This is a genomic window from Cupriavidus sp. CP313 (genome assembly GCF_054072015.1).
Genome location: NZ_JBSVZB010000030.1, coordinates 36,333 through 60,554, shown reverse-complemented (window position 1 = coordinate 60,554; position 24,222 = coordinate 36,333). Strand labels below are relative to the sequence as shown.

Sequence of the window (24,222 nt, the reverse complement as noted above, 5' to 3'; positions counted from 1 at the left end):
TGCGGCCGCGCCTTGCTGTTTTCTGTGGCTTTCGTCTGTTTGAAGAAGCAGAATGGAATGTGCTGCGCCGCGCGGCCCGCAAGGCCGGCGGCGGGCTGATCTCCGTTCCGTTCCCGTTTCACGCACCCGTAGGAAAACATAGTGAGCCGTCGTCGCGTCGTCGTCACTGGGCTTGGCCTTGTGTCTCCGGTCGGAAACACGGTTGCCGAAGGCTGGGCCAACCTGGTTGCCGGCAAGTCCGGCATCGCCACCATCACCAAATTCGATCACTCCGCGCTTTCCGTGCACTTTGCCGGTGAAGTGAAGGGTTTCAATGCCGAGGACTACATCCCCGCCAAGGAAGCCCGCGCGATGGATACCTTTATCCATTTCGGCATCGCAGCCGGCACGCAGGCCCTGAAGGACAGCGGCCTGGAAGTGACCGAAGCCAATGCCGAGCGCATCGGCGTATTGGTCGGTTCGGGCATCGGCGGCCTGCCGTTGATCGAAGAGACCCACGCCGTGCTGACCGAGCGTGGTCCGCGCCGGATTTCGCCGTTCTTCGTGCCGGGCTCGATCATCAACATGATCGCGGGCCATCTGTCGATCATCCACGGCATCAAGGGCCCGAACCTGGCTGCCGTGACGGCTTGCACGACCGGCCTGCACAGCATTGGCCTGGCCGCCCGCCTGATCCAGGCCGGCGATGCCGACGCCATGCTGGCGGGCGGTGCCGAGTCGACCGTGTCGCCGCTGGGCATCGGCGGTTTCGCCGCTGCGCGTGCGCTGTCGACGCGCAATGACGATCCGGCGGCCGCTTCGCGTCCGTGGGACAAGGACCGCGACGGCTTCGTGCTGGGCGAAGGCGCGGGGGTGATGATGCTGGAGGAGTACGAGTCGGCCAAGGCGCGCGGCGCGCGCATCTATGCCGAGCTGATCGGCTTTGGCATGAGCGGCGACGCCTACCACATGACCGCGCCGAACATGGACGGCCCGCGCCGTTGCATGGTCAATGCGCTCAAGGACGCCGGCATCAATACGGACCAGGTGCACTACCTGAACGCCCATGGCACGTCCACGCCGCTGGGCGACAAGAACGAATCCGATGCGATCAAGGCCGCATTCGGCGAGCAGGCCTACAAGATGGTGGTGAACTCGACCAAGTCGATGACCGGCCATCTGCTGGGCGGTGCCGGCGGCCTGGAATCGGTCTTCACCGTGCTGGCGCTGCACAACCAGGTGTCGCCGCCGACGATCAACCTCGACAACCAGGATCCCGAGTGCGACCTGGACTACGTGGCCAACACGGCACGCGAGATGAAGATCGACGTTGCGGTGAAGAACAACTTCGGTTTCGGCGGCACCAACGGCACGCTTGTTTTCCGCCGCGCCTGATCCGTGGTTGAGGCGGGCCCTTCGCGGGCTGCGCCAGGGCAGGGTCCACCCGTTGCGGTGGGCCCTGTTCGTGTTTTGTGCCGGCGAAACGCTGGCGCTCGCGCTGCTGGCGCGGACGCTGGCCGATGTGGTAGCCGGTAGTCAGGCTGGGTTCCATTGGGGGCATGCCGCCATGGCGCTGGGACTCGCGCTTGCCGCCACGGCGACGGTGCGTGCCTGGCCGGCGTGGTGGCGCGGCCTGCATTGGCGCTGCACGGCAGTGCTGCACGCGCCCGACGACAAGGGGCCATTGCGGATCCGCCTGCAAGGGCCGGGCGGTGCCCGGCACGAGGCTGTGGTCCGACAATGCTGGCAGGCCGGCGGCGCCGCGGTCGTGCGCCTGGTCCCCGAAGCGCCCGGGATGCCGGGCGCCATCTTTCTTCCCTGGCAGGCGGGTTCGCCCGAGATGGCGCGGCGGTTGCAACGCGCCGCCAGAGTTGCACTGCGGGTGCAACCTGATATGCCGGCAGGGGAACGATTTTGTTAGCTTACGGTCACAGGATGCGCGTTGCTTCACCGGGCGGGCTTAGAATCGTAGGTAAAATACAACGTTTGTCGTGACGACCAAACCAAGAGATACACTGCAGGTGAGCCATACGTGAGCGAACGCGAAGCCGATCAGCTCCTAGTTGAACGCGTCCAGCAGGGCGACAAGCGGGCCTTTGAACTTCTGGTGACCAAATACCATCGGAAGATCATTCGCCTGATTTCGCGCCTGGTCAGGGACCCCGCTGAGGTGGAGGATGTGGCGCAGGATGCCTTTATCAAGGCATATCGCGCCTTGCCCCAGTTCCGCGGGGAGTCGGCCTTCTATACGTGGCTGTACCGGATCGCCGTCAACACGGCCAAGAACTACCTGGCCACCCAGAGCCGCCGCCCGGAAGCGTCCAGCGATATCGATGCAGAAGAGGCTGAAACTTTTGCGGACGGTGAGCAACTAAGGGATATCAATACGCCGGAGTCGATGCTCCACACGCGCCAGGTCGCCGAGACGGTGAACCGCGCAATGGAGGCCCTTCCGGAGGAATTGCGGACTGCCATCACGCTGCGCGAGATCGAGGGCCTCAGCTATGAGGAGATCGCCGAAGCGATGGGATGTCCGATCGGCACGGTGCGTTCGCGGATATTCCGGGCGCGCGAGGCGATTGCCGAGAAATTGCGTCCGCTGCTGGGAACGGCAGAGGGCAAGCGGTGGTAGTAGTCGGGTAGTAAAGAAGAATGTCGTGCAGCCAGCGTTGCAGCGTATTCCTGCATCGATAAGCGACAGAAGTGACGGGATTATCGGTGTTCAATGGAATGTCTTGGGGTGGGAAATGGGTCAGGCTCATAAGCAGTCGGTTCATGTAGTGGAAGCAGCGGAGCAGATCTCCGTATTGATGGATGGCGAACTGGCGGCGCACGAAGTCGATGCCGTGCTGGGTCTCGCGAAAGGCGATGCCGGCATGTCCGACTGGGCCACTTACCAGTTGATCGGCGACACGCTGCGTTCAGAAGACCTGACGCACGCGGGTTCCACCACTGCTTTCCTCTCTCGTTTCTCCGCGCGCCTGGAAGCCGAGCCGCACGTACTGGTGCCGGCAGTGGCGCAGGCCAGCGCCCGCCACCGCCTGCTGGTCAGGCCGTCGTGGGTGCGCCGCGTGATGCCGGGCACCGCGATTGCTGCCGCCGTGGCAGCGGTCAGCTGGGTGGTCGTGCCGCAGATGCGCGGCCCCGCCACGCTGGCCACGCCCGATGCCGTGGTGGCGCGCGCCGACCAGCCCGCGGCCGGCCCGGCCTCTGGCATCGTTACCGTGGCGGCGGAAAGTCCCCAGATGATCCGCGACCCGCGCCTGGACGAATACCTGCGTGCCCATCGCACGTCAGTGGCAACGGATGCGTTCGTGCCCACCATGCGCACGGTTGCCAACGGTGCAAACTTCACTCAGGAAAATACGCAGGAATAATGCCGGACATGCATAAAGGAGGGTCGCCCGCCTATGTAGTGGGCGCACAGAAAATCAGGGCCCTGCGTAGGTCCTTTTTTCTGGCCTTGTGTCTGAGCGCTGCCGCGGCCACCGCGCAGCCTTCAGATAGTACGCTGAACCGACGCGACGCCACCGCCTGGCTCAACAAGATCCACAAAGCCGCACAGCGCGAGAACTATGTCGGCACGCTGATCTATCAGCGCGGCAGCGTCATGCACGCCTCGCGTATCCAGCATTACAGCGATCTCGTCCATAACGAGTACGAACGCCTGGAAACGCTCGACGGCAAGCCGCGCGAGGTGCTGCGGCAGAATGACGTGGTGCACAGCCTGATCCCCGAAGCCAAGCTGGTGGTGGTGGAGAAGCAGGAAGCCAAGGACCGCTTCCCGGCGCTGCTCGCCACCAACAAGAACGACGTGCTGGACCTGTACGACATGCGCAAGATGCCCGCCGAGCGGGTGGCGGGCATGGAGTGCGAGGTCTTTGCCCTGGAGCCGCACGATGCCGCGCGCTATGCGGTGCGCCTGTGGGCGGAGAAAAACTCCGGCCTGCTGATGCGCGCGCAGACCATCGGCGACGGCGGCAAGGTGCTGGAGCAGGTCGCGTTCTCGCAGGTGCAGATCGGGGTGCCGTCCGAGAAGCAGCGTATCCTCAGTGCGATCAAGAATTCCAGCAGCTGGAATCGCTATGAGGTGACCTACCAGCCGACCAATATCGCCGACGAGGGCTGGTCGATTGCCGTGCCGCTCAAGGGCTTCCAGAAAATCCGCGAAGTGCGCCGTCCGCTCGGCGAGCTGCGCGCGCCCACGCCAGGCAACGCGCGCGGCCAGGTCTTCGAAGTGCTGCAGGTCGTCTACAGCGACGGGCTGACCGGCCTGTCGGTCTTCATTGAACCGGTTTCCGAGCAACGTGTGCGCCGCGAGGGCGTGGCCGCGCTCGGCGCGACCCAGGTCGTGGTGCGCCGGATTGCCGATTTCTGGATTACCGTGGTGGGCGAGGTGCCGGCGAGCACCGTCCGGCAGTTTGCGACGGCCGTGGAGTATCGCCCGCCCAAGGCGGTACACTGAGCTTGACGCAGGTGCAGCCGACGCCGCCGGACTCTGTCCCGGCGCCGGCTCCATGAAACCTGCGCAGGGGTCCCCGCCACGGGATCACATCCAGATGGTTTCTCTTCTATTCGCTGAATCCCGGGAGTTGTCGATGATGTTCAGATCTCCAGCCCTGGCGCGGGCCGTGGTCATGGTTGCCATGATGCTGCTCGGCCCGACTGTTGCCGAAGTCAGCCATGCCCAGGCTGCCGCCTCCAACTACAACCTGCCCGATTTCACCGACCTGGTGGAAAAGGCCAGCCCGGCCGTCGTCAATATCCGCACCACGGAACTCGTGCGCCAGCGCGGTGCGCCCGGCGGCGATGACGAGATGGCGGAATTCTTCCGGCGCTTCTTCGGCGTGCCGATGCCCGGTGCCCCGGCGCCCGGCGCCCCCCGCCGCGGCCAGCCGCCGCAGCAGGAAGAGCAGAGCCGCGGCGTGGGTTCGGGCTTCATCATCAGCCAGGACGGCTACGTGATGACCAACGCGCACGTGGTGGCCGACGCCGAAACCATCTATGTGACGCTGCCCGACAAGCGCGAATTCAAGGCCAAGCTGATCGGCTCGGACAAGCGCACCGACGTGGCGCTGCTCAAGGTCGAGGCCAGCGGCCTGCCGCGCCTGCCGCTGGGCGATTCCAACAAGGTCCGCGCCGGCGAGTGGGTGCTGGCCATCGGCTCGCCGTTCGGGCTGGACAACAGCGTGACCGCCGGCATCGTCTCGGCCAAGGGCCGCGACACGGGCGACTACCTGCCGTTCATCCAGACCGACGTGGCGGTCAACCCCGGCAATTCCGGCGGCCCGCTGATCAACCTGCGCGGCGAGGTGATCGGCATCAACTCGCAGATCTACAGCCGCAGCGGCGGCTACATGGGCATCTCGTTCGCGATCCCGATCGACGAGGCAATGCGCGTGTCGGAGCAGCTCAAGACCTCAGGGCGCGTGACGCGCGGGCGCATCGCCGTGGCGATCGGCGACGTCACCAAGGAGGTGGCCGATTCGCTGGGCCTGGGCCGTGCACGCGGCGCGCTGGTCGGCAGCGTCGAGCCAGGCGGTCCTGCCGAGAAGGCGGGCATCGAGGCCGGCGACATCATCCTCAAGTTCAACGGCCGCGATATCGAGCGGGCCTCGGACCTGCCGCGCATGGTGGGCGAGACCAAGCCGGGCACGCGCGTGCCGCTGCAGCTGTGGCGCAAGGGCGCGACCCGCGAGGTCACGATCACCGTCACCGAGCTGGAGCCGGACGGCAAGGCGAAGGCCCGCAGCGGCGCAACGCCCAAGGACGACAGCGCGGCACAGGCCGGCAAGCCCAACGCGCTTGGCCTGGTGGTCAACGACCTGCCCGAGGCGCGCCTGAAGGAGCTCAAGCTCAAGTCGGGCGTTGAGGTGGAAGTGGCCGACGGCCCGGCGCTGCGTGCCGGCATCCGTCCGGGCGACATCATCCTGCGCCTGGGCGATACGGACGTGACCAACGCCCGCCAGTTCAACGAGCTGGTGCGTAGCCTGGACAAGAACCGGATTGCCGCGGTGTTCGTGCGGCGCGGCGACGCCACCCAGGTGCTGACGCTGCGTCCGGGCGCCACGTCCAGCCGCTGATCCGCCGTGATCGCGCCGTGACTGGTATGCCCGCGCTGACGCTGTACGGCCGGGCATACTGCCACCTTTGCGAAGACATGAGGGTCGCGCTGGAGCCGCTCCGGCGCGATTTTTCTTTCACCCTGCATGAGGTGGATGTCGATGCCGATGCGGGGCTGGAAGACCGCTTTGGCGAGCTGGTGCCGGTACTGATGCCGGGCACGCCAGCAGCCTTGCAAGGCAGCGCCGTGGAGCTTTGCCACTATTTCCTCGACGAAGCGGCCGCAAGGGTGTGGCTTGCCGCACATGGTGGCGCGCACACCACCCGCTGATCCCCGCCGGTAACCGCCGCCAACCGCGCCACGCCGCCATTTGACGACCCGGAAGTCATTGAAAATCCGGTAAAATTACGGGATTGGCGCAAAAATTGCACCCCCCGAACCTGCGGTACGCCCGCGCACGCCTTGCGGCGCGCGGCGCCGGGCCGCTCAACCGCTTGTTGCCGCCCGGGCCCTCACGCCGGCGCTCCCCTGAACACTAGATGGACCATATCCGTAATTTTTCGATCATTGCCCATATCGACCATGGGAAGTCCACCCTGGCCGACCGGATCATTCAGCTTTGTGGAGGGCTGTCGGATCGGGAGATGGAAGCGCAGGTCCTCGATTCGATGGATATCGAAAAGGAGCGCGGCATCACCATCAAGGCGCAGACCGCTGCGCTCAGCTACAAGGCGCGCGACGGCCAGGTCTACAACCTGAACCTGATCGACACCCCGGGACACGTCGACTTCAGCTATGAAGTGAGCCGCTCGCTGTCCGCCTGCGAAGGCGCGCTGCTGGTGGTAGACGCCTCGCAGGGCGTTGAGGCGCAGACCGTGGCCAACTGCTACACCGCGATCGAGCTGGGCGTGGAAGTGGTGCCGGTGCTCAACAAGATCGACCTGCCGCAGGCCGACCCCGATAACGCGATCCAGGAGATCGAGGACGTGATCGGCATCGACGCGCAGGACGCCACGCCGTGCTCGGCCAAAACCGGGCAGGGCGTGCAGGACGTGATCGAGGCGCTGATCGCCAAGGTGCCGCCGCCCAAGGGCAACGCCGACGCGCCGCTGCAGGCGCTGATCATCGACTCGTGGTTCGACAACTACGTTGGCGTGGTGATGCTGGTGCGCGTGGTCAACGGCACGCTGCGTCCCAAGGACAAGGTACTGCTGATGGCCAACGGCTCACAGCACCTGGTCGAGCAGGTGGGCGTGTTCACGCCGAAGTCGATCCCCCGCGATGCGCTGACGGCGGGCGAGGTCGGCTTCGTCATCGCCGGCATCAAGGAGCTGAAGGCGGCCAAGGTCGGCGACACCATTACCACCGTGCAACGCAAGGCCGAGGCGCCGCTGCCGGGCTTCAAGGAAGTCAAGCCGCAGGTGTTCGCCGGCCTGTACCCGGTGGAGGCCAACCAGTACGAGGCGCTGCGCGAGTCCCTGGAAAAGCTGCGGCTCAACGATGCCTCGCTGATGTTCGAGCCGGAAGTGTCGCAGGCGCTGGGCTTCGGCTTCCGCTGCGGCTTCCTCGGCCTGCTGCACATGGAAATCGTGCAGGAGCGCCTGGAGCGCGAGTTCGACATGGACCTGATCACGACCGCGCCGACGGTGGTGTACCAGGTCGAGATGCGCGACGGCACCATGGTCACCGTGGAAAATCCGGCGAAGATGCCGGACCCGAGCAAGATCGAGGCGATCCTGGAACCGATCGTCACCGTGAACCTGTATATGCCGCAGGAATATGTCGGCTCGGTGATTACGCTGTGCACGCAGAAGCGCGGCTCGCAAATCAACATGAGCTACCACGGCAAGCAGGTGCAGCTGACCTACGAAATCCCGATGGCGGAAATCGTGATGGACTTCTTCGACCGCCTGAAGTCGGTGTCGCGCGGCTATGCGTCGATGGACTACGAGTTCAAGGAATATCGCCCGTCGGACGTGGTCAAGGTCGACATCCTGATCAACAGCGACAAGGTCGATGCGCTGTCGGTGATCGTGCACCGTTCGAACTCGCAATACCGCGGCCGCGAGGTCGCGGCCAAGATGCGCGAGATCATTCCGCGCCAGATGTACGACGTGGCGATCCAGGCCGCCATCGGCGCGAATATCATTGCGCGCGAAAACGTCAAGGCGCTGCGCAAGAACGTGCTGGCCAAGTGCTACGGCGGCGACATCACGCGCAAGAAGAAGCTGCTGGAAAAGCAGAAGGCCGGCAAGAAGCGGATGAAGCAGGTCGGTACGGTCGAGATCCCGCAGGAGGCTTTCCTGGCCATCCTGCAGGTGGACGACAAATAAACTGGCAAATCGCGCGCTTGCGCGCGTTGGCGTGGGCAGCGCTTGCACAGCGTGATGCCCTGGCAATAACAAAGGCTGTACCAGGATTTCCAAGAACCAGAAGCCGTCATGAATTTTGCACTGATCCTTTTTGTGCTGGTGGTGATTACGGGCGTCGCGTGGGTTGCGGACAAGCTCGTGTTCGAGCGGCAGCGCCGCTCTTCGGCGCGGCTGGCGCTGGCGGAGTTCGATTCGCGCCAGGCCGACCTGCAGGGCCGCTTCGGCGCGGCGGAAGCTGACGCCACGCGCAAGCGCCTGGCCGAGGAAAAGCTGCGCCAGCCGTGGTGGCTGGAGTATTCGGCCAGTTTCTTCCCGGTGATCCTGGCCGTGTTCGTGCTGCGCTCGTTCGTGGTCGAGCCGTTCAAGATCCCGTCCGGCTCGATGATCCCGACGCTGCTGATCGGCGACTTCATCCTGGTCAACAAGTACGAGTACGGCATTCGCCTGCCGGTGGTGAACAAGAAGGTCGTGGACATGGGCGAGCCGCAGCGCGGCGACGTAATGGTGTTCCGCTACCCGAAGGACCCGTCGCTCGACTACATCAAGCGCGTGATCGGCGTGCCGGGCGACGTGGTGCAGTATGCCAACAAGCGCCTGACCATCAACGGCAAGCCGGCCGCGTACACCGCGCTGCCGGAATTCCTGGACGAGGAGCGCCTGGCGTATTCCAAGCATTTCCGCGAAAAGCTGCCGGGCAGCGTCGATCATGGCATCCTGAACGACGCCGACCGCCCGGCGTTTATCGCGGGGGCGGACCCGGATTTCCCGTACCGGGAAAACTGCACTTACAATCAGCAGGGTGTGACCTGCAAGGTACCTGCAGGTCACTATTTCGTCATGGGTGACAACCGGGACAACAGCCTGGATTCCCGTTACTGGGGGTTCGTGCCGGACGAGAATATCGTCGGCAAGGCCTTTGTGATCTGGATGAACCTGGGCAATTTCGGACGCGTGGGAACGTTTAAATAAGAATCCCCGCGGCGCAAGAACACTCAACGCAAAACGAGGACAAGCGCATCATGGGTCAATTTGGGAAGGTGGGGGGCAGGAATCCGGCACGACGCCGGGCGGGCATGGGCGGGTTTTCCGTCTGGACGCTGCTGGTGATCGTGGTGTTCGTGATCGGAGTGGCCTTGCCGGCCCTGCGCGCGATCCCGAGCCTGGTGGAGTATTTTTCGGTCAAGCGCGCCGCCAGCTATGCCAAGCAGCGCGCCGCCAACAAGCGCGAAGTGGTCGACTTTTTTGAAAAACAGGCAGTCATCGACCGGATTACCGCAGTCAAGGGCGAGGACCTCCTGATCCGGGAAGACGAGAACGGCACCATCCAGTCGGTCGATTTCTCGTACCGGACCGAGGTGCCCGTCTACGGACCCCTGAGCCTACTGATTACCTATTCAGGAACGCAGCACTGATATGAACCTCGACGCCTTGCAGCAACGACTCGGCTACCGATTCAGCAAGCCCGAATTGCTGCAACAGGCGCTGACGCACCGCAGCCACAGCGCCCAGCACAACGAACGCCTTGAATTCCTGGGCGATTCGGTGCTCAACTGCGCCGTGGCGGACATGCTCTATGGCATGTTCGGCAAGCTCGACGAGGGCGACCTGTCGCGCGTGCGGGCCAACCTGGTCAAGCAGCAGGCGCTGTATGAGATCGCCCAGATGCTGCAGCTGTCCGATACCCTGCGCCTGGGCGAGGGCGAGCTCAAGAGCGGGGGCTTTCGCCGCCCGTCGATCCTGGCCGATGCGCTGGAAGCCATCGTCGGCGCGGTGTTCCTGGATGCCGGTTTCGATGCCGCCCGGGCGCTGATCCGCAAGCTCTATATCCCGATCCTGGAGCAGGTTGATCCGCGCACGCTGGGCAAGGACGCCAAGACCCTGCTGCAGGAATACCTGCAGGGCCACAAGATTGCCCTGCCGCAATATAACGTAATCGCCACACACGGGGCCGCGCACAGCCAGCAGTTTGAAGTCGAGTGCACGGTGCCTAAACTGGAAGTCCGGGTGTTCGGCACCGGCGCCTCGCGGCGCGCCGCCGAGCAGGCCGCCGCCAAGCTGGCGCTGGATGAAGTCCAGAAGCTGGTGCCGCAGCTGCTCAAGCGCAGCCGCGCCGAGCGCACCGGCAAGACCCGCAAGCAACCCGTGCCGCAAGACCCACAGCTGTCTCTCAGGTTGAAGGAATGACCGAATCTACCCATCCGCAGCAAGACGCGGCGGATACCCCGGCCGCGGCTTTCCGCTGCGGCACCGTGGCCATCGTCGGCCGCCCCAACGTGGGCAAGTCCACGCTGATGAACGCGCTGGTCGGCCAGAAGATCAGCATCACCTCGCGCAAGGCGCAGACCACGCGGCACCGCATCGTCGGCATCCAGACCACGGATGACGCGCAGTATGTGTTCGTCGACACGCCGGGATTCCAGACCCGCCACGCCAGCGCGCTGAACCGTTCGCTGAACCGCGCGGTCACGTCCACGCTGTCGTCGGTGGACCTGGTCCTGTTCGTGGTCGAGGCCGGCTACTACGGCGCCGACGACGAGAGGGTGCTGTCGCTGCTGCCGAAGAACACGCCGGTGCTGCTGATCGCCAACAAGCTGGACCGCGTCAACGGCGAGAACCGCTCGGAAGTGATGATGCCCTTCCTGGAAAAGATGGGGCAGCAGTTCCAGTTCCGCGAAGTGGTGCCGATGACGGCCAAGACCCACGACCATATCGCGCGCCTGTTCGAGATCCTCCGGCCCTACCTGCCGGAAGGCGAGCCGATGTACGACGCCGACGCCATGACCGACCGCAGCGAGCGCTTCCTGGCCTCGGAGATTATCCGCGAGAAGGTGTTCCGCTGGACCGGCGACGAGCTACCGTACACCAGCACCGTGATCATCGACAAGTTCGAGACCGAAGGCCGCCTGCGCCGCGTCTTTGCCACCATCCTGGTCGAGCGCGACGCGCACAAGGCCATGATCATCGGCAACAAGGGCGCCAAGCTCAAGACGATCTCCACCGAGGCGCGCCTGGACATGGAAAAGCTGTTCGATGGCAAGGTCTACCTGGAAATGTGGATCAAGGTGAAGAGCGGCTGGGCCGACAACGAAGCAGGGCTGCGCGCGTACGGCTACGAGTGAGCACAACCGCGAGCGACCAGTGAGCAAGACGGCTGACATCGCGCGCGCGCCGGCGCCGGCGCCACGGCCCCGCCGCGCCGACCCCGTGGTCGACGAGGCCGCCGAACTGCTCGACAGCAAGGCGCTGCCCGGCATGGCCGACGCGGCCGCGCGCGCGATGATGGACCGCGCCATGCGCATCGTGCCGGCTCGGCCCGAGTCGCGCGTGGCCGAGCAGCCCGGCTTTGTGCTGCACGCCTGGCCGTATCGCGAGACCAGCCTGATCCTGGACCTGTTCACGCGCGACTACGGCCGCATCTCGATGGTCGCCAAGGGCGCCAAGCGCCCGCACTCCGCGCTGCGCGCGGTGTTGCAGCATTTCCACCCGGTCTCGGTGTCATGGAGCGGCCGCGGCGAGGTCAAGACCCTGACCAAGGCCGAGTGGGTCGGCGGCATGCCGCCGCTGGCCGGCGACGCGCTGCTGTCGGCGTTCTACCTGAACGAGCTGCTGATGCGCTTCTGCCCGCGCGAGGACGCGCATCCGGCCTTGTTCCGCCATTACCTGATGACGCTGACGCGGCTGGCGCACGGCGAGCAAGCCGGGCTGGTGCTGCGCAGCTTTGAACGCGTGCTGCTGCAGGAAACCGGCTTCGCGGTTGCCTTCGACCAGTGCCTGAGCACCGGCGAGCGGGTCCAGCCGGGCCTGGACTATGTCTACCAGCCAGAGCGCGGCGTGCGCCGCGCGCAGCCGAGCGACCCGTCGTCGTGGCCGGTGGTAACTGGCCAGACGCTGCTGGACATGGCGCAGGACGATTACAGCCGCGCGCAGACCGCCGCGCAAAGCCGCGCGCTGATGCGGTTCCTGCTGCATTATTATCTGCAAGGCGCGCCACTGAAGACGCGCCAGATTCTGATCGACCTGCAGTATCTCTGACCGACTCAAGAACCATCCGACTTACTCCTGCACCTGCTCGCATGATCTTCCACGCAAATCCGGGCGTCATCGACCTTGGCGTCAATATCGACCACGTGGCCACGCTGCGCAACGCGCGCGGCACCGTGTACCCTGATCCCATCCGTGCCGCGCTGCTGGCGGAACAGGCCGGCGCCGACCTGATCACGCTGCACCTGCGCGAAGACCGCCGCCATATCCGCGATGCCGACGTGCGCGCACTGCGCCCGCAACTGGCCACGCGCATGAACCTGGAATGCGCGATCACGCAGGAGATGCTCGACATCGCCTGCGAGATCCGTCCGCAGGACGTGTGCCTGGTGCCGGAGCGCCGCGAGGAAGTGACCACCGAGGGCGGGCTGGATGTGGCCGGGCGCTTCGAGCAGGTCAAGGCGGCGTGCGCGCAGCTGGCCGGTGCCGGCATCCGCGTGTCGCTGTTCATCGATCCCGACGTCGACCAGATCGCCGCGGCGGCCGCGTGCGGCGCGCCGGTGATCGAACTGCATACCGGCAGCTATGCCGATGCGCATACGCCCGATGAGCAGGCGCTCGAGTTCCGCCGCATCGCCGATGGCGTCGATGCCGGCCAGAAGCACGGCCTGGTGGTCAACGCCGGCCATGGCCTGCACTACACCAATGTGCAGCCGATCGCCGCGCTGCCCGGCATCAAGGAGCTGAACATCGGCCACGCGATCGTGGCGCATGCGGTGTTCGCGGGCTGGGAGAACGCGGTGCGCGAGATGAAGGCCATCATGGTCGCCGCGCGCCTGGGCACGCGCTATCCTGCCGCGGGCGCCCCGGCGTGATCTACGGCGTCGGCACCGACATCATCCAGATCGCCCGCGTGCAGGGCGTGATGGAACGCACCAACGGCCGTTTCGCCGAGAAGGTGCTGGGCCCGGATGAGCTGGCCAAGTACCACGCCCGCAAGGCGCGTTCCGAAAAGCGCGGGCTGGCCTTCCTGTCCACGCGCTTCGCTGCCAAGGAGGCGTTCTCCAAGGCCATCGGCCTGGGCATGCGCTGGCCGATGACGTGGCGCGCGATGGAGCTGATGAACCTGCCGTCCGGCGAGCCCACGCCGGTGTGCCATGGCGAGCTGGCCGCATGGCTGGCGGAACGCGGGCTCACCGTACGGGTCAGTGTCAGTGACGAGCATGACTTTGCCGTCGCCTTCGCCATTGCCGAGCGTGCGGGCGGGGCGGCTTCCTAACCTACAGCCTTGTGAATCCAACAACTTCCATGTCCAAGAAGAACTCCGGCAAGCGGCCGGGCCCGGTGGTCCTCGACGTCGTCGGCAAGCAGCTCGACGCGGAGGATGCGCGCCGCATCGCGCATCCGCTGACCGGCGGCGTGATCCTGTTCGCGCGCAATTTCGAGTCGCGCGCGCAGCTGCAGGCGCTGACGCGCGCCATCCGCGCGGTGCGCGACGACGTGCTGATCTGCATCGACCATGAAGGCGGGCGCGTGCAGCGCTGCAAGACCGACGGCTTCACCCACCTGCCGGCGATGCACCGCCTGGGCGAACTGTGGGAGCGCGACGTGCTGGCCGCGACCAAGGCGGCAGTCGCCTGCGGCTACGTGCTGGCCGCCGAGCTGCGCGCCTGCGACATCGACCTGAGCTTCACCCCGGTGCTGGACCTGGACTACGGCCGCAGCGCCGTGATCGGCGACCGCGCTTTCCACGCCGATCCGCGCGTGGTGTCGATGCTGGCCGGCCACCTGAACCACGGCCTGCTGCTGGCCGGCATGAGCAACTGCGGCAAGCACTTCCCCGGCCACGGCTACGTCGAGGCCGATTCGCATGTGGCGATCCCGGTCGACGAGCGCTCGCTGGACGAGATCCTGGCGCAGGATGCGCGCCCATACGAGTGGATGGGCCTGTCGCTGTCGTCGGTGATGCCGGCGCACGTGATCTACCCCAAGGTCGACCCGAACCCGGCCGGCTTCTCGCGCTACTGGCTGCAGGATGTGCTGCGCGCCCAGCTGGGCTTCGAGGGCGTGATCTTCAGTGACGACCTCAGCATGGAAGGCGCCAGCGTCGCCGGCAATGTCACCGAGGCCGCGCGCGCCGCGCTGACCGCGGGCTGCGACATGGTGCTGATCTGCAACCATCCGGAGCGCGCCGACCAGTTGCTGACCGAGCTGGACGTGGGCATCGACAAGACCTCGCAGCGCCGCATCCGCAAGCTGTTCGCGCGCAGGAAGCCGCTGGACTGGAACAAGCTGCACCAGGAGGGCGAGTACCGCGCCGCGCTGCGCACGCTGAAAGAGCACGACCTGATCGCCTGAACGGGGTCTCGTGCAGAAACAAAAATGGCAGCCGAGGCTGCCATTTTTGTTGACCGGCCCCGCGCTGAAGCGGGGCGAAGCAAGCGCCTTAGTTGGCGCGGCTGCGGTATTCGCCGGTGCGGGTGTCGATTTCGATCTTGTCGCCGATGTTGCAGAACAGCGGCACTTGCAGCTCGAAGCCGGTGTTGATCTTGGCGCCCTTGAGCACCTTGCCCGACGAGGTGTCGCCCTTGACGGCCGGCTCGGTGTAGACGATTTCACGGACCAGCGTGGTCGGCATTTCAACCGAGATGGCCTTGTCGTTGTAGAACACCACTTCGACGTTCATGCCGTCTTCGAGGTAGTTCAGCGAGTCGCCCATGCTGTCCTGCTCGACTTCGTACTGGTTGAAGTCGGTGTCCATGAACACGTACATCGGGTCAGCGAAGTACGAGTAGGTGCATTCGCGGCGCTCCAGCATGACCACTTCGAACTTGTCGTCGGCCTTGAACACCGATTCGCCCGGGGCTTCGGTCAGCAGGTTCTTGTACTTCATCTTGACCACGGCGGCATTGCGGCCCGACTTGTTGTAGTCGGCCTTCTGCACGACCATCGGATCGGTGCCGATCATGAATACGTTGCCGACGCGGAGTTCCTGTGCGGTTTTCATCTGAACTGATTTCCTGAAATAGAAAGTAGGAATTTGGAATGGCGAAGGCGCGCTGCCGGCATCACCTGCGGTGAGCCTGTGAGCCCCAATGAGAGGCGTTCACGCGCTCGCGACCCCGTGCTCAGCTTGCATTCAGGTCTTCGCCCAGCGTCGGTCTGACGCCTGGGAAAGGCTCTGGTTTTCCGGCCCGGTCGCCATTTGAATCAACCGATTATTTTACCTGATTTTCGCAAAACGCCACCAGGTTGGCAGCAAGATCGCCGGGATGCTGCATGCGCCGCTCCCATCGCGGTGCGATCGCAGCAAGTGCCGGCAGGTGCGCACGCAGACGCGGCCAGTCGAGGGGAACGCCAAAACCGTTCCAGGCGTGCCAGAACTCCGTCAGCGCGCTGGCCGCATCCAGCGCCACGCCGCTCTGGCGAAACAGGTCGAGCCAGGCATCGAGCTTCGCCCGGTGTGCGGCATCGTCCTGTGGGTAGATGTGCCAGACCAGCGGCCGCGCCGCCCACTGCGCGCGCACGAAGGAATCCTCGCCGCGCACGAAGTTCAGGTCGCAGGCCCACAGCAGTTCGTCAAAGTGCTCCTGGCGTACGAAAGGGATCAGCTGCACGCACAGGCTGCCGCGTTCCACCGGGTCGCCAATCCGCAGCGGGGCGCCCAGCCATTCGGCGACCTGGTCCGCGGCCAAGCCTGCGGGCACCAGGCAATGGACCGCCTCGGCGGCATCGCGCCATTGCTCCAGCAGCGCGGGCAGAGCCGGGTTGCGGTAGGCAAACAGGCTCACGCGCAGCGCATCGGGCCGGGGTGTCACGCTCAGCCGGTGCCACAAGGCCGCCTGGGCGGCCGTGCCGCCGAGGAAGGCTGCGCGCTGCGCGCCCAGCATCGATTCCCGCAGCAGGCCGCCGGTGCCCGGCTCGAAGCCGGGGAAGAAGAAATGCTTCACCAGCGGCAGCCGCGGATGGGGCGAGGGCATCGCATGGTGCTCCCGTACCCACGGCTCGGCGCTCAGGTATTCCAGATTGATCCAGGCGGGTTTGGGGTCACGCGCGGCCATGCGGGCCAGGAAGGCTTGCGGCACCTCACAGGCGAAGGCTTCGATGACGGCATCGTGTGGCTCGACCCCGGCGGTGTCATCCACGTCGCTATCGCCACCCGGCCGCCACGGACGAATCTCCACGCCCGCCATGCGCTGCACGGTGGCGCCGGTATCGAGTTCCGGCGCCAGCCGCGCAAAGCTGGCCAGGTCATCGACCCACAGCCGCACCGCGTGCCCGTGCTCCTGCGCCAGCTGGCGGGCCAGCCGCCAGCAGACGCCGATGTCGCCGAAGTTGTCGATCACGGTGCAGAAGATATCCCAGGAGCGGATAGGCATGAGAGGTAAGGGCGTGTGGGCAGGGCACGCGGGCAGGGCGCCCGCTGAATTGCTCTAAACTTGCGATTTTAGAGGCCATGCCGTTTTCCTGCGCGCAGGCCGTGTAGCGGTCACCGTCCCCAATGTCCGACCAGCAACCCGATTCCCCGAAACCCGCCGACGAAGTTCCGGCCAAAATGCCGGCCGAAGCGCCGGCCGCCCGGCCAGCCGAGGTGACTGCCGAGGCGACTACTGAAGCGCCGCCGGAGCCGTTCGACCCGCGCCCGGTCATTTCCCGCCTGCCCGGCTTGCCGGGTGTGTACCGCTATTTCGATGCGGCCGGCAATGTACTGTACGTCGGCAAGGCGCGCGACCTGAAGAAGCGGGTATCGAGCTATTTCAACAAGACCCAGTTATCGCCGCGCATTGCGATGATGGTGGCGCGCATTGCCCGTATCGACACCACCGTGGTGCGCACCGAGGCCGAGGCGCTGCTGCTCGAGAACAACCTGATCAAGGCGCTGGCGCCGCGCTACAACATCCTGTTCCGCGACGACAAGTCGTACCCGTTCCTGAAGCTGACCGGTCACCGCTTCCCGCGCATGGCGTACTACCGCGGCGCCACCGACCGCAAGCACCAGTACTTCGGGCCGTTCCCGAGCGCCTATGCGGTGCGCGAGAGCATGCAGATCCTGCAGAAGGTGTTCCAGCTGCGCACCTGCGAGGACACCGTCTTCAACAACCGCACGCGGCCGTGCCTGCTGCACCAGATCCATCGCTGCACCGGGCCGTGCGTCAACGCCATCAGCGAAGAGGATTACGCGCGCGATGTCGCCAACGCGGCGCGCTTCCTGCAAGGCCGCCAGACCGAGGTGCTGGAAGGCCTGCAGGGCAAGATGGAGCAGCACGCCGAGCGGCTGGAGTTCGAGCAGGCCGCGGCCGTGCGCGACCAGATCGCGGCGCTGTCGACCGTGCTCAAGCGCCAGGCGGTGGAAGAGGTGGGCGGGCAGGCGCGCGACATCGACGTGCTGGCCGTCGCCGTGGAGGGTGGGCGTGCTTGCGTCAACCTGGCCATGGTGCGCGGCAGCCGCCATCTGGGCGACAAGGCCTACTTCCCGGCCCATGCTGACGAAGCGGCGATGATCGTCGAGGATGCCGATGAGCGCGCCGAGGAGCGCGAGGAGGGGGCGGACAGCACCGCAGCCGCGCTGCCGCTGACCGTCGACCGCATCGCCACGCGGGTGCTGTCGGCCTTCATGGTGCAGCACTACCTGGAGCAGCCGGCGCCGCCTATCATCGTCGTCAGCCATGCGCCGGACGATGCCACGGTGCTCGAGGCGCTGACGCTGCACGCCGGGCGCAAGGTCACGCTGGTGCGCCAGCCGCAGGGCCAGCGCAAGGTCTGGCTGGAGATGGCGCAGCAGGGCGCGGCGCTGGCGCTGTCGCGCCGGCTGGCCGAGCAGGGCAGCCAGGAGGCGCGCACGCGCGCGCTGGCCGAGACCATCGGGCTGGACCTGGAAGACCTGGCGCTGCTGCGCGCGGAGTGCTTCGACATCAGCCATACTGCCGGAGAGGCCACCCAGGCGTCGTGCGTGGTGTACCACCACCACGACATGCAGAACAGCGAATACCGCCGCTACAACATCCAGGACATCATTCCTGGCGATGATTACGCGGCCATGCGCCAGGTGCTGACGCGGCGCTACCAGAAGCTGGTTGAGCAGATCCAGGAAGACGGCGGCATGGAGGCCGGCAGCGAAGCCGCGGCGCAGGTGCCGCAGATCGTGCTGATCGACGGCGGCAAGGGCCAGGTCGAGGTGGCGCGGCAGGTGTTCGAAGAGCTTGGGCTGGATATCGGGCTGCTGGTCGGCGTGGCCAAGGGCGAGGGCCGCAAGGTTGGCCTGGAGACGCTGGTGTTCGCCGATGGCCGCCCCTCGCTGGAACTGGGGCAGGGCAGCGCCGCGCTGATGCTGGTTGCGCAGATCCGCGACGAGGCGCACCGCTTTGCCATCACCGGCATGCGCGCGCGCCGCGCCAAGACGCGCACCACCTCGCGCCTGGAAGAGATCGAGGGCATTGGCGCGCGCCGGCGCCAGAAGCTGCTGACCCGCTTTGGCGGGCTGCGCGGCGTGATGGCCGCCAGCATCGATGAGCTGGCCAGCGTCGAGGGCATTTCACGCGGCCTGGCCGAAGAGATCTACCGGCAGTTGCACTGAGCGCGTGGGGCCGCGGGGGCGTGCGGGGTGGGAAATTGGCCAATGATGGTCGATTGGTCCGGAAATCGGCGACAATCGCAAGATTGGTTACCGTCCCCCGCCGCCCGATTTCCATGCCCTTCAATTTCCCGATCCTGCTGACCTGGCTTCGCGTCGCCATGATTCCCCTGGTGGTAGGCGTGTTCTACCTGCCCGACGCGTGGCTGCCGATGCACGTCAAGAACCTGACGGCGGCGGCGTTCTTCATCATTGCCGCGGTCACGGACTGGCTGGACGGGTTCCTTGCGCGGCGCTGGAACCAGACCTCGTCGTTCGGCGCCTTCCTGGACCCGGTCGCCGACAAGCTGATGGTGACGGCGGCGCTGCTTTCGCTGCTGGCGCTGGGCCGGGTCACGGACCTGATCGCGCTGGTGATCATCGGGCGCGAGATCACCATTTCGGCGCTGCGTGAATGGATGGCGCAGATCGGCGCCTCCAAGAGCGTCGCGGTGAACTTCCTCGGCAAGCTCAAGACCACGGTGCAGATGGTGGCGATCCCGCTGCTGCTGTACAGCGACCGCCTGCTCGGCTTCGATGCCCACCTGCTCGGCACGTGGATGATCTACGTGGCGGCGGTGCTGACGCTGTGGTCGATGTTCTATTACATGAAGCTTGCCTGGCCGCAGATCCGCGAGCGCAGCGGGATGGTGGCGCGCGCCGGCGCGCAGAAGTGAAAAGAATTTTTGAAAAGGTGTTGACGACGAGAGCAGTTCTTTGCATAATCTCATTCTCGTTGCTGACGACGCAAACGAAAGCAGCGAGATAAGGTTGGTTTAGCGCAAGATGTTGTGAGATAACAGCGTGTTGTGGCATAAAACACCTTAGTTGGATTTCGGTAGTGCCCCTGCGGGAGTAGCTCAGTTGGTAGAGCGCAACCTTGCCAAGGTTGAGGTCGCGAGTTCGAGACTCGTCTCCCGCTCCAGGTTAAAGAAGGTCCGGCAGCGTGCTCGCACGATGCGGGGCTGGCAGTAAAAAGTTGTATGCGGGAGTAGCTCAGTTGGTAGAGCGCAACCTTGCCAAGGTTGAGGTCGCGAGTTCGAGACTCGTCTCCCGCTCCAATCCCCAAAGGGAAGCACCGCTTCCCTTTTTGTTTGGGTTGAATCGCCGCAAGACATTGCCGAAAGCTGCGCTCCGGCAGCATCGGCTGAATGCGGATACAATCCAGCAGCACGTCACCTGGCGGGGTGGCAGAGTGGTTATGCAGCGGCCTGCAAAGCCGTGTACGCCGGTTCGATTCCGACCTCCGCCTCCAGTTGCATGCAGAACGGCGCCCTCGCGGCGCCGTTTTTGTTTTCCGGGCCAGTTCCTTACCTCGCGTTCAGGCAAGCAGGCACCGGATCGTCCGCCATCTCCGCGCCTCGGGCACGTGGCGGGCATGTTACATTACTCCTGTCGTACGCTTTTCGGGGGGCTCCGCGTGATGGATAGCGGGGCCGCATGTCAATCGCCATCCCCGATCCGTGACGCGCCGCCGGCGTGTCCGGGGCCGCTGCGGCACTTCCCGTTCTTCCCCGTTCCGATGCTGCTGCCGATTGTTGCGGCGACTTTCCCGCGCTGACCGCTGGTGCGCGCCGGATGCGCTGTTGCGGTTGCCTGGGCAGGGAGCGGGTTAGCCGTTCAGCCCCTGACACGAGGAATCCCGCACGCATGCATCACGCCACCCCGCTTATCAGTACCATCGTCGGCGGTATCGTCCTGGCCTTTATCCTTGGCGCCATCGCCAGCCGGCTGCGCCTGCCGCCGTTGATCGGCTACCTGTGCGCGGGCATCGTGGTCGGTCCGCATACACCCGGCTATACCGCCGACCAGGCCCTGGCGCCGGAGTTGGCTGAGCTTGGCGTGATCCTGCTGATGTTCGGCGTGGGGCTGCACTTTTCGATCAAGGACCTGATGGCGGTCAAGCGCATCGCCATTCCGGGGGCGGTGGTGCAGATTGGCATCGCCACGCTGATGGGCATGCTGGTGGCCTGGGGCTTCGGCTGGTCATGGGGGCAGGGGCTGGTGTACGGGCTGGCGCTGTCGGTGGCCAGCACCGTGGTGCTGCTCAAGGCCCTGCAGGAGCGCGACCTAGTGGAATCGCCGCAGGGCCGCATCGCGGTCGGCTGGCTGATCGTGGAAGACCTGGCGATGGTGCTGGCCCTGGTGCTGCTGCCGGCCATGGCAGGTCTGCTGGCGGGCGCCGGCGAAACATCGGGCGAGGCCGCGCCGGCTACCGGTGGCGTGGTGTTCGCGATCTTCGCGACGCTGGGCAAGGTGGCCGCCTTCGTCGCGGTGATGCTGGTGATCGGCCGGCGCTTTATCCCGTGGATGCTGGAGCGCATCGTCTGGACCGGCAACCGCGAGATGTTCCGCCTGGGCGTCCTGGCAACGGCGCTGGGCGTGGCCTACGGCGCCTATGCGCTCTTTGGCGTGTCGTTCGCGCTGGGCGCGTTCTTTGCCGGCATGGTGCTGGCGGAGTCCGAGTTCAGCCATCGTGCGGCCGAAGAGTCGCTGCCGCTGCGCGATGCCTTCGCCGTGCTTTTCTTCGTTTCCGTGGGCATGCTGTTCGACCCGATGGTGCTGGTCAACGACCCGTGGGGCGTGCTGGCGACGGTGTTTATCATCGTGGTGGGCAAGTCGCTGGCGGCGCTGGGCATCGTGCGTGCCTTCGGGCATTCCGGGCAGACCGCCATGACCATTGCCGTGAGCCTGGCGCAGATCGGCGAGTTCTCGTTCATTCTCGCCAGCCTCGGCGTCTACCTGAAGATCCTGCCCGAGCGCGGCCAGGCGCTGATCCTGGCCGGGGCGCTGCTGTCGATCATGCTCAATCCGGTGCTGTTCCACCTGCTCGACCTGTACACGGCGCGGCGCAATCGCAGCGCGGATCCGCAGCCGGCCTGACCGGAGCCTGGGTGCGGCTCAGCCGCCGATCCGCGGCGCCATGGTGCGCAGGTATTCGGTAAAGGCCAGCAGCCCCTGGGTCGGGAACTTGTCCTGGTGCACCACCAGCTGCAGCGGCCGCACGATGCGTGGCAGGCCGTCGCGGATCGCCACCAGCGTGCCGCGTTCCAGTTCATCGCGCACCACATGCAGCGACAAGCAGCTGACGCCGAAGCCGCTCATCACGGCGCGCTTGATGGCTTCGGCGTTGCCCAGCTCCAGCGCGAAGCGCAACTCGCCCAGCAGCGGCACCAGCCGTTCCTCGATGACCTCGCGCGTGCCCGAGCCGGGCTCGCGCACGATCCACTCGGCATCGCGCAGCGCCACCAGGTCATGCGGCACGGCCGCAAGCGGATGCGAGGGGCCGACCACCACCACCATCTCGTCGTCGCACCAGCGCACGCTGCGCAGGTCGCGCTCATGGCTGGCGCCTTCGACCAGGCCGATATCGGCGTCGAACTGCAGCAACGATTGCAGCACCTCGCGGGTATTGCCGATGCGCAGGTCCAGCGTGCATGGGCCGCTGCGCGAATGGCGGAAGCCCGCCAGCAGCGGCGGCAGGATGTAGCTGCCAATGGTATTGCTGGCCGCGATGCGCAGCTGCACGCCGGTCTGGGTGGCAAAGCGCTCCAGTTCCTGGGCCTGGTCCAGCAGCGACAGCGCGCGCGGGAAAAACTGGCGTCCGGTCTCGTTGATGCTCAGCCGGCGGGCCACGCGGTCGAACAGCGGGCTGTCGAGCGCGCGCTCCAGCTCGGCCAGCGAGGCGCTGACGGCCGACTGCGACATCGCAAGTGCCTGCGCCGCCGCCATGGTGCTGCCATGCTGGGCCACGGCAACGAAGACGGACAGCTGGCGCAGCGTCAGGCGCAGGGGGCGGTGTTCAGGACGGGGGTCGGGGCGATGGTCCATATCGATATAATCAATAACGCATAACGATATTACCCGTTTTACGGGTTAGATGGGCGCCAGTACGCTTGAGTCACTAAAGAACACGACCCGAGCCTGCCATGTCCTCCGTCTCCGCCCCCCGCACCCCCCCGGCCGCTGCGCCGGCCTTGCCGCCGCCGTGGTCGCAGCGCCTGCTGACGCTGGTCCCGCTGGGCGGCATTGCCTGGCTGGCGATTGCGCTGGCCGAGCATCCGGCCGTGGCGCGCTATGGGCTCAGCGCGCTGACGCTGGCCATGTGTGCCGGCATGGTCGCGGCCAATACACTGCCGCGCCACTGGCTGGCGCCGCTGGCGCCCGGCATGCAGGTCGCACGCCACTACCTGTTGCGCCTGGGCGTGGCGCTGTATGGGCTGCGGCTGACCTTTGCCTCGATCGTCGCGCTGGGCCTGCCGGGCATCGTGGTGCCGCTGACCATGCTGGTGGCCACGCTGCTGTTCGGCACCTGGGTGGGTACGAAGTTCTTCGGCCTGAGCCGCCGCGAAGCGATCCTGGTCAGCTCCGGCAGCGCCATCTGCGGTGCCGCCGCGGCCATCGCCGTATCGTCGGTGGTGCGCACCGACGACAAGCAGACCGCCGTGGCGGTGGCGACGGTGGTGCTGTTCGGCACCGTCGGCATGCTGCTTTATCCCTATCTGTACGAACTGGCGACTGGCCACTGGCACTGGGCCGTCAGCGAGCGCATGTTCGGCATCTTTACCGGCGCGACGCTGCACGAGGTGGCCCAGGTGATCGCCGCCGGCAAGATGATCAGCGAGCCGACCGCCGACGCTGCCGTGGTGGCCAAGATGGTGCGCGTGCTGGCGTTGGGTCCGCTGCTGCTGGTGATGGCGCTGTGGCCGCAGGGCGGCGAGCAAGCGGAGCAAGGCACTGCAGGCGGCAGCCGCCTGCAAGGCATCCTGAAGTCGGTGCCGTGGTTCGCGGTAGGGTTTGTCGCGGTGATGGCGGTCAACTCGGCCGGCGCCGTGCCCATGGCCTGGAAGGCGCCGCTGATCGCGCTGGACAACTGGCTGCTGGCCTGCGCGATGCTGGCGATCGGCCTGCACACCCGCATCGGCGACCTGGTGCGCGCCGGACGCAAGCCGCTGGCGCTGGCCGGTGTGCTGTTCGTGTTCCTGATGGGTGTGGGTGCGCTGATGTGCTACGCGATGGCCTGACGCGCTCGCGGACCTGAAGGCATCAGAAGAGGGGGGGCGATGGCCCCCTTCTTTTGTTTTGGGGCGGGAGCGGAAGGGGGCGGCTGTGCGCTCTGGTGCGGCCGACGGGACTCGAACCCGTAAGCCTGGAAAGGCGGCAGATTTTAAGTCTGCTGAGTCTACCAATTTCTCCACGGCCGCACGGCAAGCCCG

General features: G+C 65.9%; 23 protein-coding genes and 4 tRNA genes. 23 read left to right on the top strand and 4 right to left on the bottom strand.

The window, feature by feature from the left end; translation table 11 throughout:
- Positions 1-141 precede the first annotated feature (141 nt).
- The 16 genes from fabF to nagZ all read left to right on the top strand — a co-directional run bounded on the left by fabF (position 142) and on the right by nagZ (position 14,754).
- Positions 142-1,374: a beta-ketoacyl-ACP synthase II gene (gene fabF, locus ACW4E8_RS31420; RefSeq protein WP_456808080.1), complete on the top strand. Its 1,233-nt coding sequence runs from the start codon at positions 142-144 to the stop codon at positions 1,372-1,374.
- On the top strand, positions 1,355-1,900 hold the full coding sequence (locus tag ACW4E8_RS31415) for a hypothetical protein (RefSeq protein ID WP_456808079.1): 546 nt from the start codon (positions 1,355-1,357) through the stop codon (positions 1,898-1,900). The genes fabF and ACW4E8_RS31415 overlap by 20 nt, the downstream gene beginning before the upstream one ends.
- Before the next feature lie 111 nt (positions 1,901-2,011).
- Positions 2,012-2,611 (top strand): RNA polymerase sigma factor RpoE, encoded by a 600-nt coding sequence (gene rpoE / locus ACW4E8_RS31410; protein ID WP_456808078.1) that lies wholly within the window; start codon positions 2,012-2,014, stop codon positions 2,609-2,611.
- A 115-nt stretch (positions 2,612-2,726) separates the two neighbouring features.
- Positions 2,727-3,356, top strand: coding sequence for a sigma-E factor negative regulatory protein (locus tag ACW4E8_RS31405; protein WP_456808077.1), 630 nt, complete (start codon positions 2,727-2,729; stop codon positions 3,354-3,356).
- 8 nt (positions 3,357-3,364) lie between these two features.
- Positions 3,365-4,444: a MucB/RseB C-terminal domain-containing protein gene (locus ACW4E8_RS31400; protein WP_456808076.1), complete on the top strand. Its 1,080-nt coding sequence runs from the start codon at positions 3,365-3,367 to the stop codon at positions 4,442-4,444.
- Positions 4,445-4,577: 133 nt separating this feature from the next.
- Positions 4,578-6,062: a DegQ family serine endoprotease gene (locus ACW4E8_RS31395; protein ID WP_456808075.1), complete on the top strand. Its 1,485-nt coding sequence runs from the start codon at positions 4,578-4,580 to the stop codon at positions 6,060-6,062.
- Between the two features lie 26 nt (positions 6,063-6,088).
- Positions 6,089-6,373 carry a glutaredoxin family protein gene (locus tag ACW4E8_RS31390; RefSeq protein WP_456808074.1) on the top strand — a complete coding sequence of 95 codons (285 nt, stop codon included), beginning with the start codon at positions 6,089-6,091 and terminating at the stop codon, positions 6,371-6,373.
- A gap of 209 nt (positions 6,374-6,582) precedes the next feature.
- The gene (lepA, locus tag ACW4E8_RS31385; protein ID WP_456808073.1) at positions 6,583-8,376 is read left to right on the top strand and encodes a translation elongation factor 4; all 1,794 of its coding nucleotides are present in this window, start codon (positions 6,583-6,585) and stop codon (positions 8,374-8,376) included.
- Positions 8,377-8,484: 108 nt separating this feature from the next.
- Positions 8,485-9,384 (top strand): signal peptidase I, encoded by a 900-nt coding sequence (lepB, locus tag ACW4E8_RS31380; RefSeq protein ID WP_456808072.1) that lies wholly within the window; start codon positions 8,485-8,487, stop codon positions 9,382-9,384.
- Positions 9,385-9,434: 50 nt separating this feature from the next.
- Positions 9,435-9,827, top strand: a complete 393-nt coding sequence (locus ACW4E8_RS31375; RefSeq protein ID WP_456808071.1) for a DUF4845 domain-containing protein — start codon at positions 9,435-9,437, stop codon at positions 9,825-9,827.
- A 1-nt stretch (position 9,828) separates the two neighbouring features.
- The gene (gene rnc, locus ACW4E8_RS31370) at positions 9,829-10,599 is read left to right on the top strand and encodes a ribonuclease III (RefSeq protein ID WP_010814690.1); all 771 of its coding nucleotides are present in this window, start codon (positions 9,829-9,831) and stop codon (positions 10,597-10,599) included.
- Complete coding sequence (era, locus tag ACW4E8_RS31365; protein ID WP_456808070.1) at positions 10,596-11,534, top strand: GTPase Era; 939 nt, start codon at positions 10,596-10,598, stop codon at positions 11,532-11,534. The genes rnc and era overlap by 4 nt, the downstream gene beginning before the upstream one ends.
- Before the next feature lie 19 nt (positions 11,535-11,553).
- On the top strand, positions 11,554-12,447 hold the full coding sequence (gene recO, locus ACW4E8_RS31360) for a DNA repair protein RecO (protein WP_456808069.1): 894 nt from the start codon (positions 11,554-11,556) through the stop codon (positions 12,445-12,447).
- Between the two features lie 41 nt (positions 12,448-12,488).
- Positions 12,489-13,271, top strand: a complete 783-nt coding sequence (gene pdxJ, locus ACW4E8_RS31355) for a pyridoxine 5'-phosphate synthase (protein ID WP_456808068.1) — start codon at positions 12,489-12,491, stop codon at positions 13,269-13,271.
- Positions 13,268-13,675, top strand: a complete 408-nt coding sequence (gene acpS, locus ACW4E8_RS31350; RefSeq protein WP_114132452.1) for a holo-ACP synthase — start codon at positions 13,268-13,270, stop codon at positions 13,673-13,675. Before pdxJ ends, acpS begins: the two co-directional genes overlap by 4 nt.
- Positions 13,676-13,704: 29 nt before the next feature.
- Positions 13,705-14,754, top strand: a complete 1,050-nt coding sequence (nagZ, locus tag ACW4E8_RS31345; protein WP_456808067.1) for a beta-N-acetylhexosaminidase — start codon at positions 13,705-13,707, stop codon at positions 14,752-14,754.
- A gap of 88 nt (positions 14,755-14,842) precedes the next feature.
- On the opposite strand, the gene efp is transcribed toward nagZ, so the two are convergent.
- On the bottom strand, positions 14,843-15,403 hold the full coding sequence (efp, locus tag ACW4E8_RS31340) for an elongation factor P (RefSeq protein ID WP_456808066.1): 561 nt from the start codon (positions 15,401-15,403) through the stop codon (positions 14,843-14,845).
- A gap of 211 nt (positions 15,404-15,614) precedes the next feature.
- Positions 15,615-16,775 carry an elongation factor P maturation arginine rhamnosyltransferase EarP gene (gene earP / locus ACW4E8_RS31335; RefSeq protein ID WP_456808065.1) on the bottom strand — a complete coding sequence of 387 codons (1,161 nt, stop codon included), beginning with the start codon at positions 16,773-16,775 and terminating at the stop codon, positions 15,615-15,617.
- A gap of 122 nt (positions 16,776-16,897) precedes the next feature.
- On the opposite strand from earP, the gene uvrC reads away from it, so the two are divergent.
- The 6 genes from uvrC (at position 16,898) to ACW4E8_RS31305 (ending at position 21,889) form a co-directional block, all read left to right on the top strand.
- The gene (gene uvrC / locus ACW4E8_RS31330; protein ID WP_456808064.1) at positions 16,898-18,970 is read left to right on the top strand and encodes an excinuclease ABC subunit UvrC; all 2,073 of its coding nucleotides are present in this window, start codon (positions 16,898-16,900) and stop codon (positions 18,968-18,970) included.
- A 113-nt stretch (positions 18,971-19,083) separates the two neighbouring features.
- The gene (gene pgsA, locus ACW4E8_RS31325) at positions 19,084-19,683 is read left to right on the top strand and encodes a CDP-diacylglycerol--glycerol-3-phosphate 3-phosphatidyltransferase (protein ID WP_316150654.1); all 600 of its coding nucleotides are present in this window, start codon (positions 19,084-19,086) and stop codon (positions 19,681-19,683) included.
- Between the two features lie 172 nt (positions 19,684-19,855).
- Positions 19,856-19,931: transfer RNA gene (locus ACW4E8_RS31320), tRNA-Gly, on the top strand.
- Positions 19,932-19,991: 60 nt separating this feature from the next.
- Positions 19,992-20,067, top strand: a tRNA-Gly gene (locus ACW4E8_RS31315).
- Positions 20,068-20,187: 120 nt separating this feature from the next.
- Positions 20,188-20,261, top strand: a tRNA-Cys gene (locus ACW4E8_RS31310).
- A 395-nt stretch (positions 20,262-20,656) separates the two neighbouring features.
- Complete coding sequence (locus ACW4E8_RS31305; RefSeq protein WP_456808063.1) at positions 20,657-21,889, top strand: cation:proton antiporter domain-containing protein; 1,233 nt, start codon at positions 20,657-20,659, stop codon at positions 21,887-21,889.
- Positions 21,890-21,907: 18 nt separating this feature from the next.
- Here ACW4E8_RS31305 and ACW4E8_RS31300 read toward each other — a convergent pair whose 3' ends face one another.
- Positions 21,908-22,837 carry a LysR family transcriptional regulator gene (locus tag ACW4E8_RS31300; RefSeq protein WP_035818344.1) on the bottom strand — a complete coding sequence of 310 codons (930 nt, stop codon included), beginning with the start codon at positions 22,835-22,837 and terminating at the stop codon, positions 21,908-21,910.
- Between the two features lie 98 nt (positions 22,838-22,935).
- On the opposite strand from ACW4E8_RS31300, the gene ACW4E8_RS31295 reads away from it, so the two are divergent.
- Entirely contained in the window at positions 22,936-24,030 is a 1,095-nt protein-coding gene (locus ACW4E8_RS31295) for a YeiH family protein (protein ID WP_456808062.1), read from the top strand.
- A 93-nt stretch (positions 24,031-24,123) separates the two neighbouring features.
- On the opposite strand, the gene ACW4E8_RS31290 is transcribed toward ACW4E8_RS31295, so the two are convergent.
- Positions 24,124-24,210, bottom strand: a tRNA-Leu gene (locus tag ACW4E8_RS31290).
- Positions 24,211-24,222 lie beyond the last annotated feature (12 nt).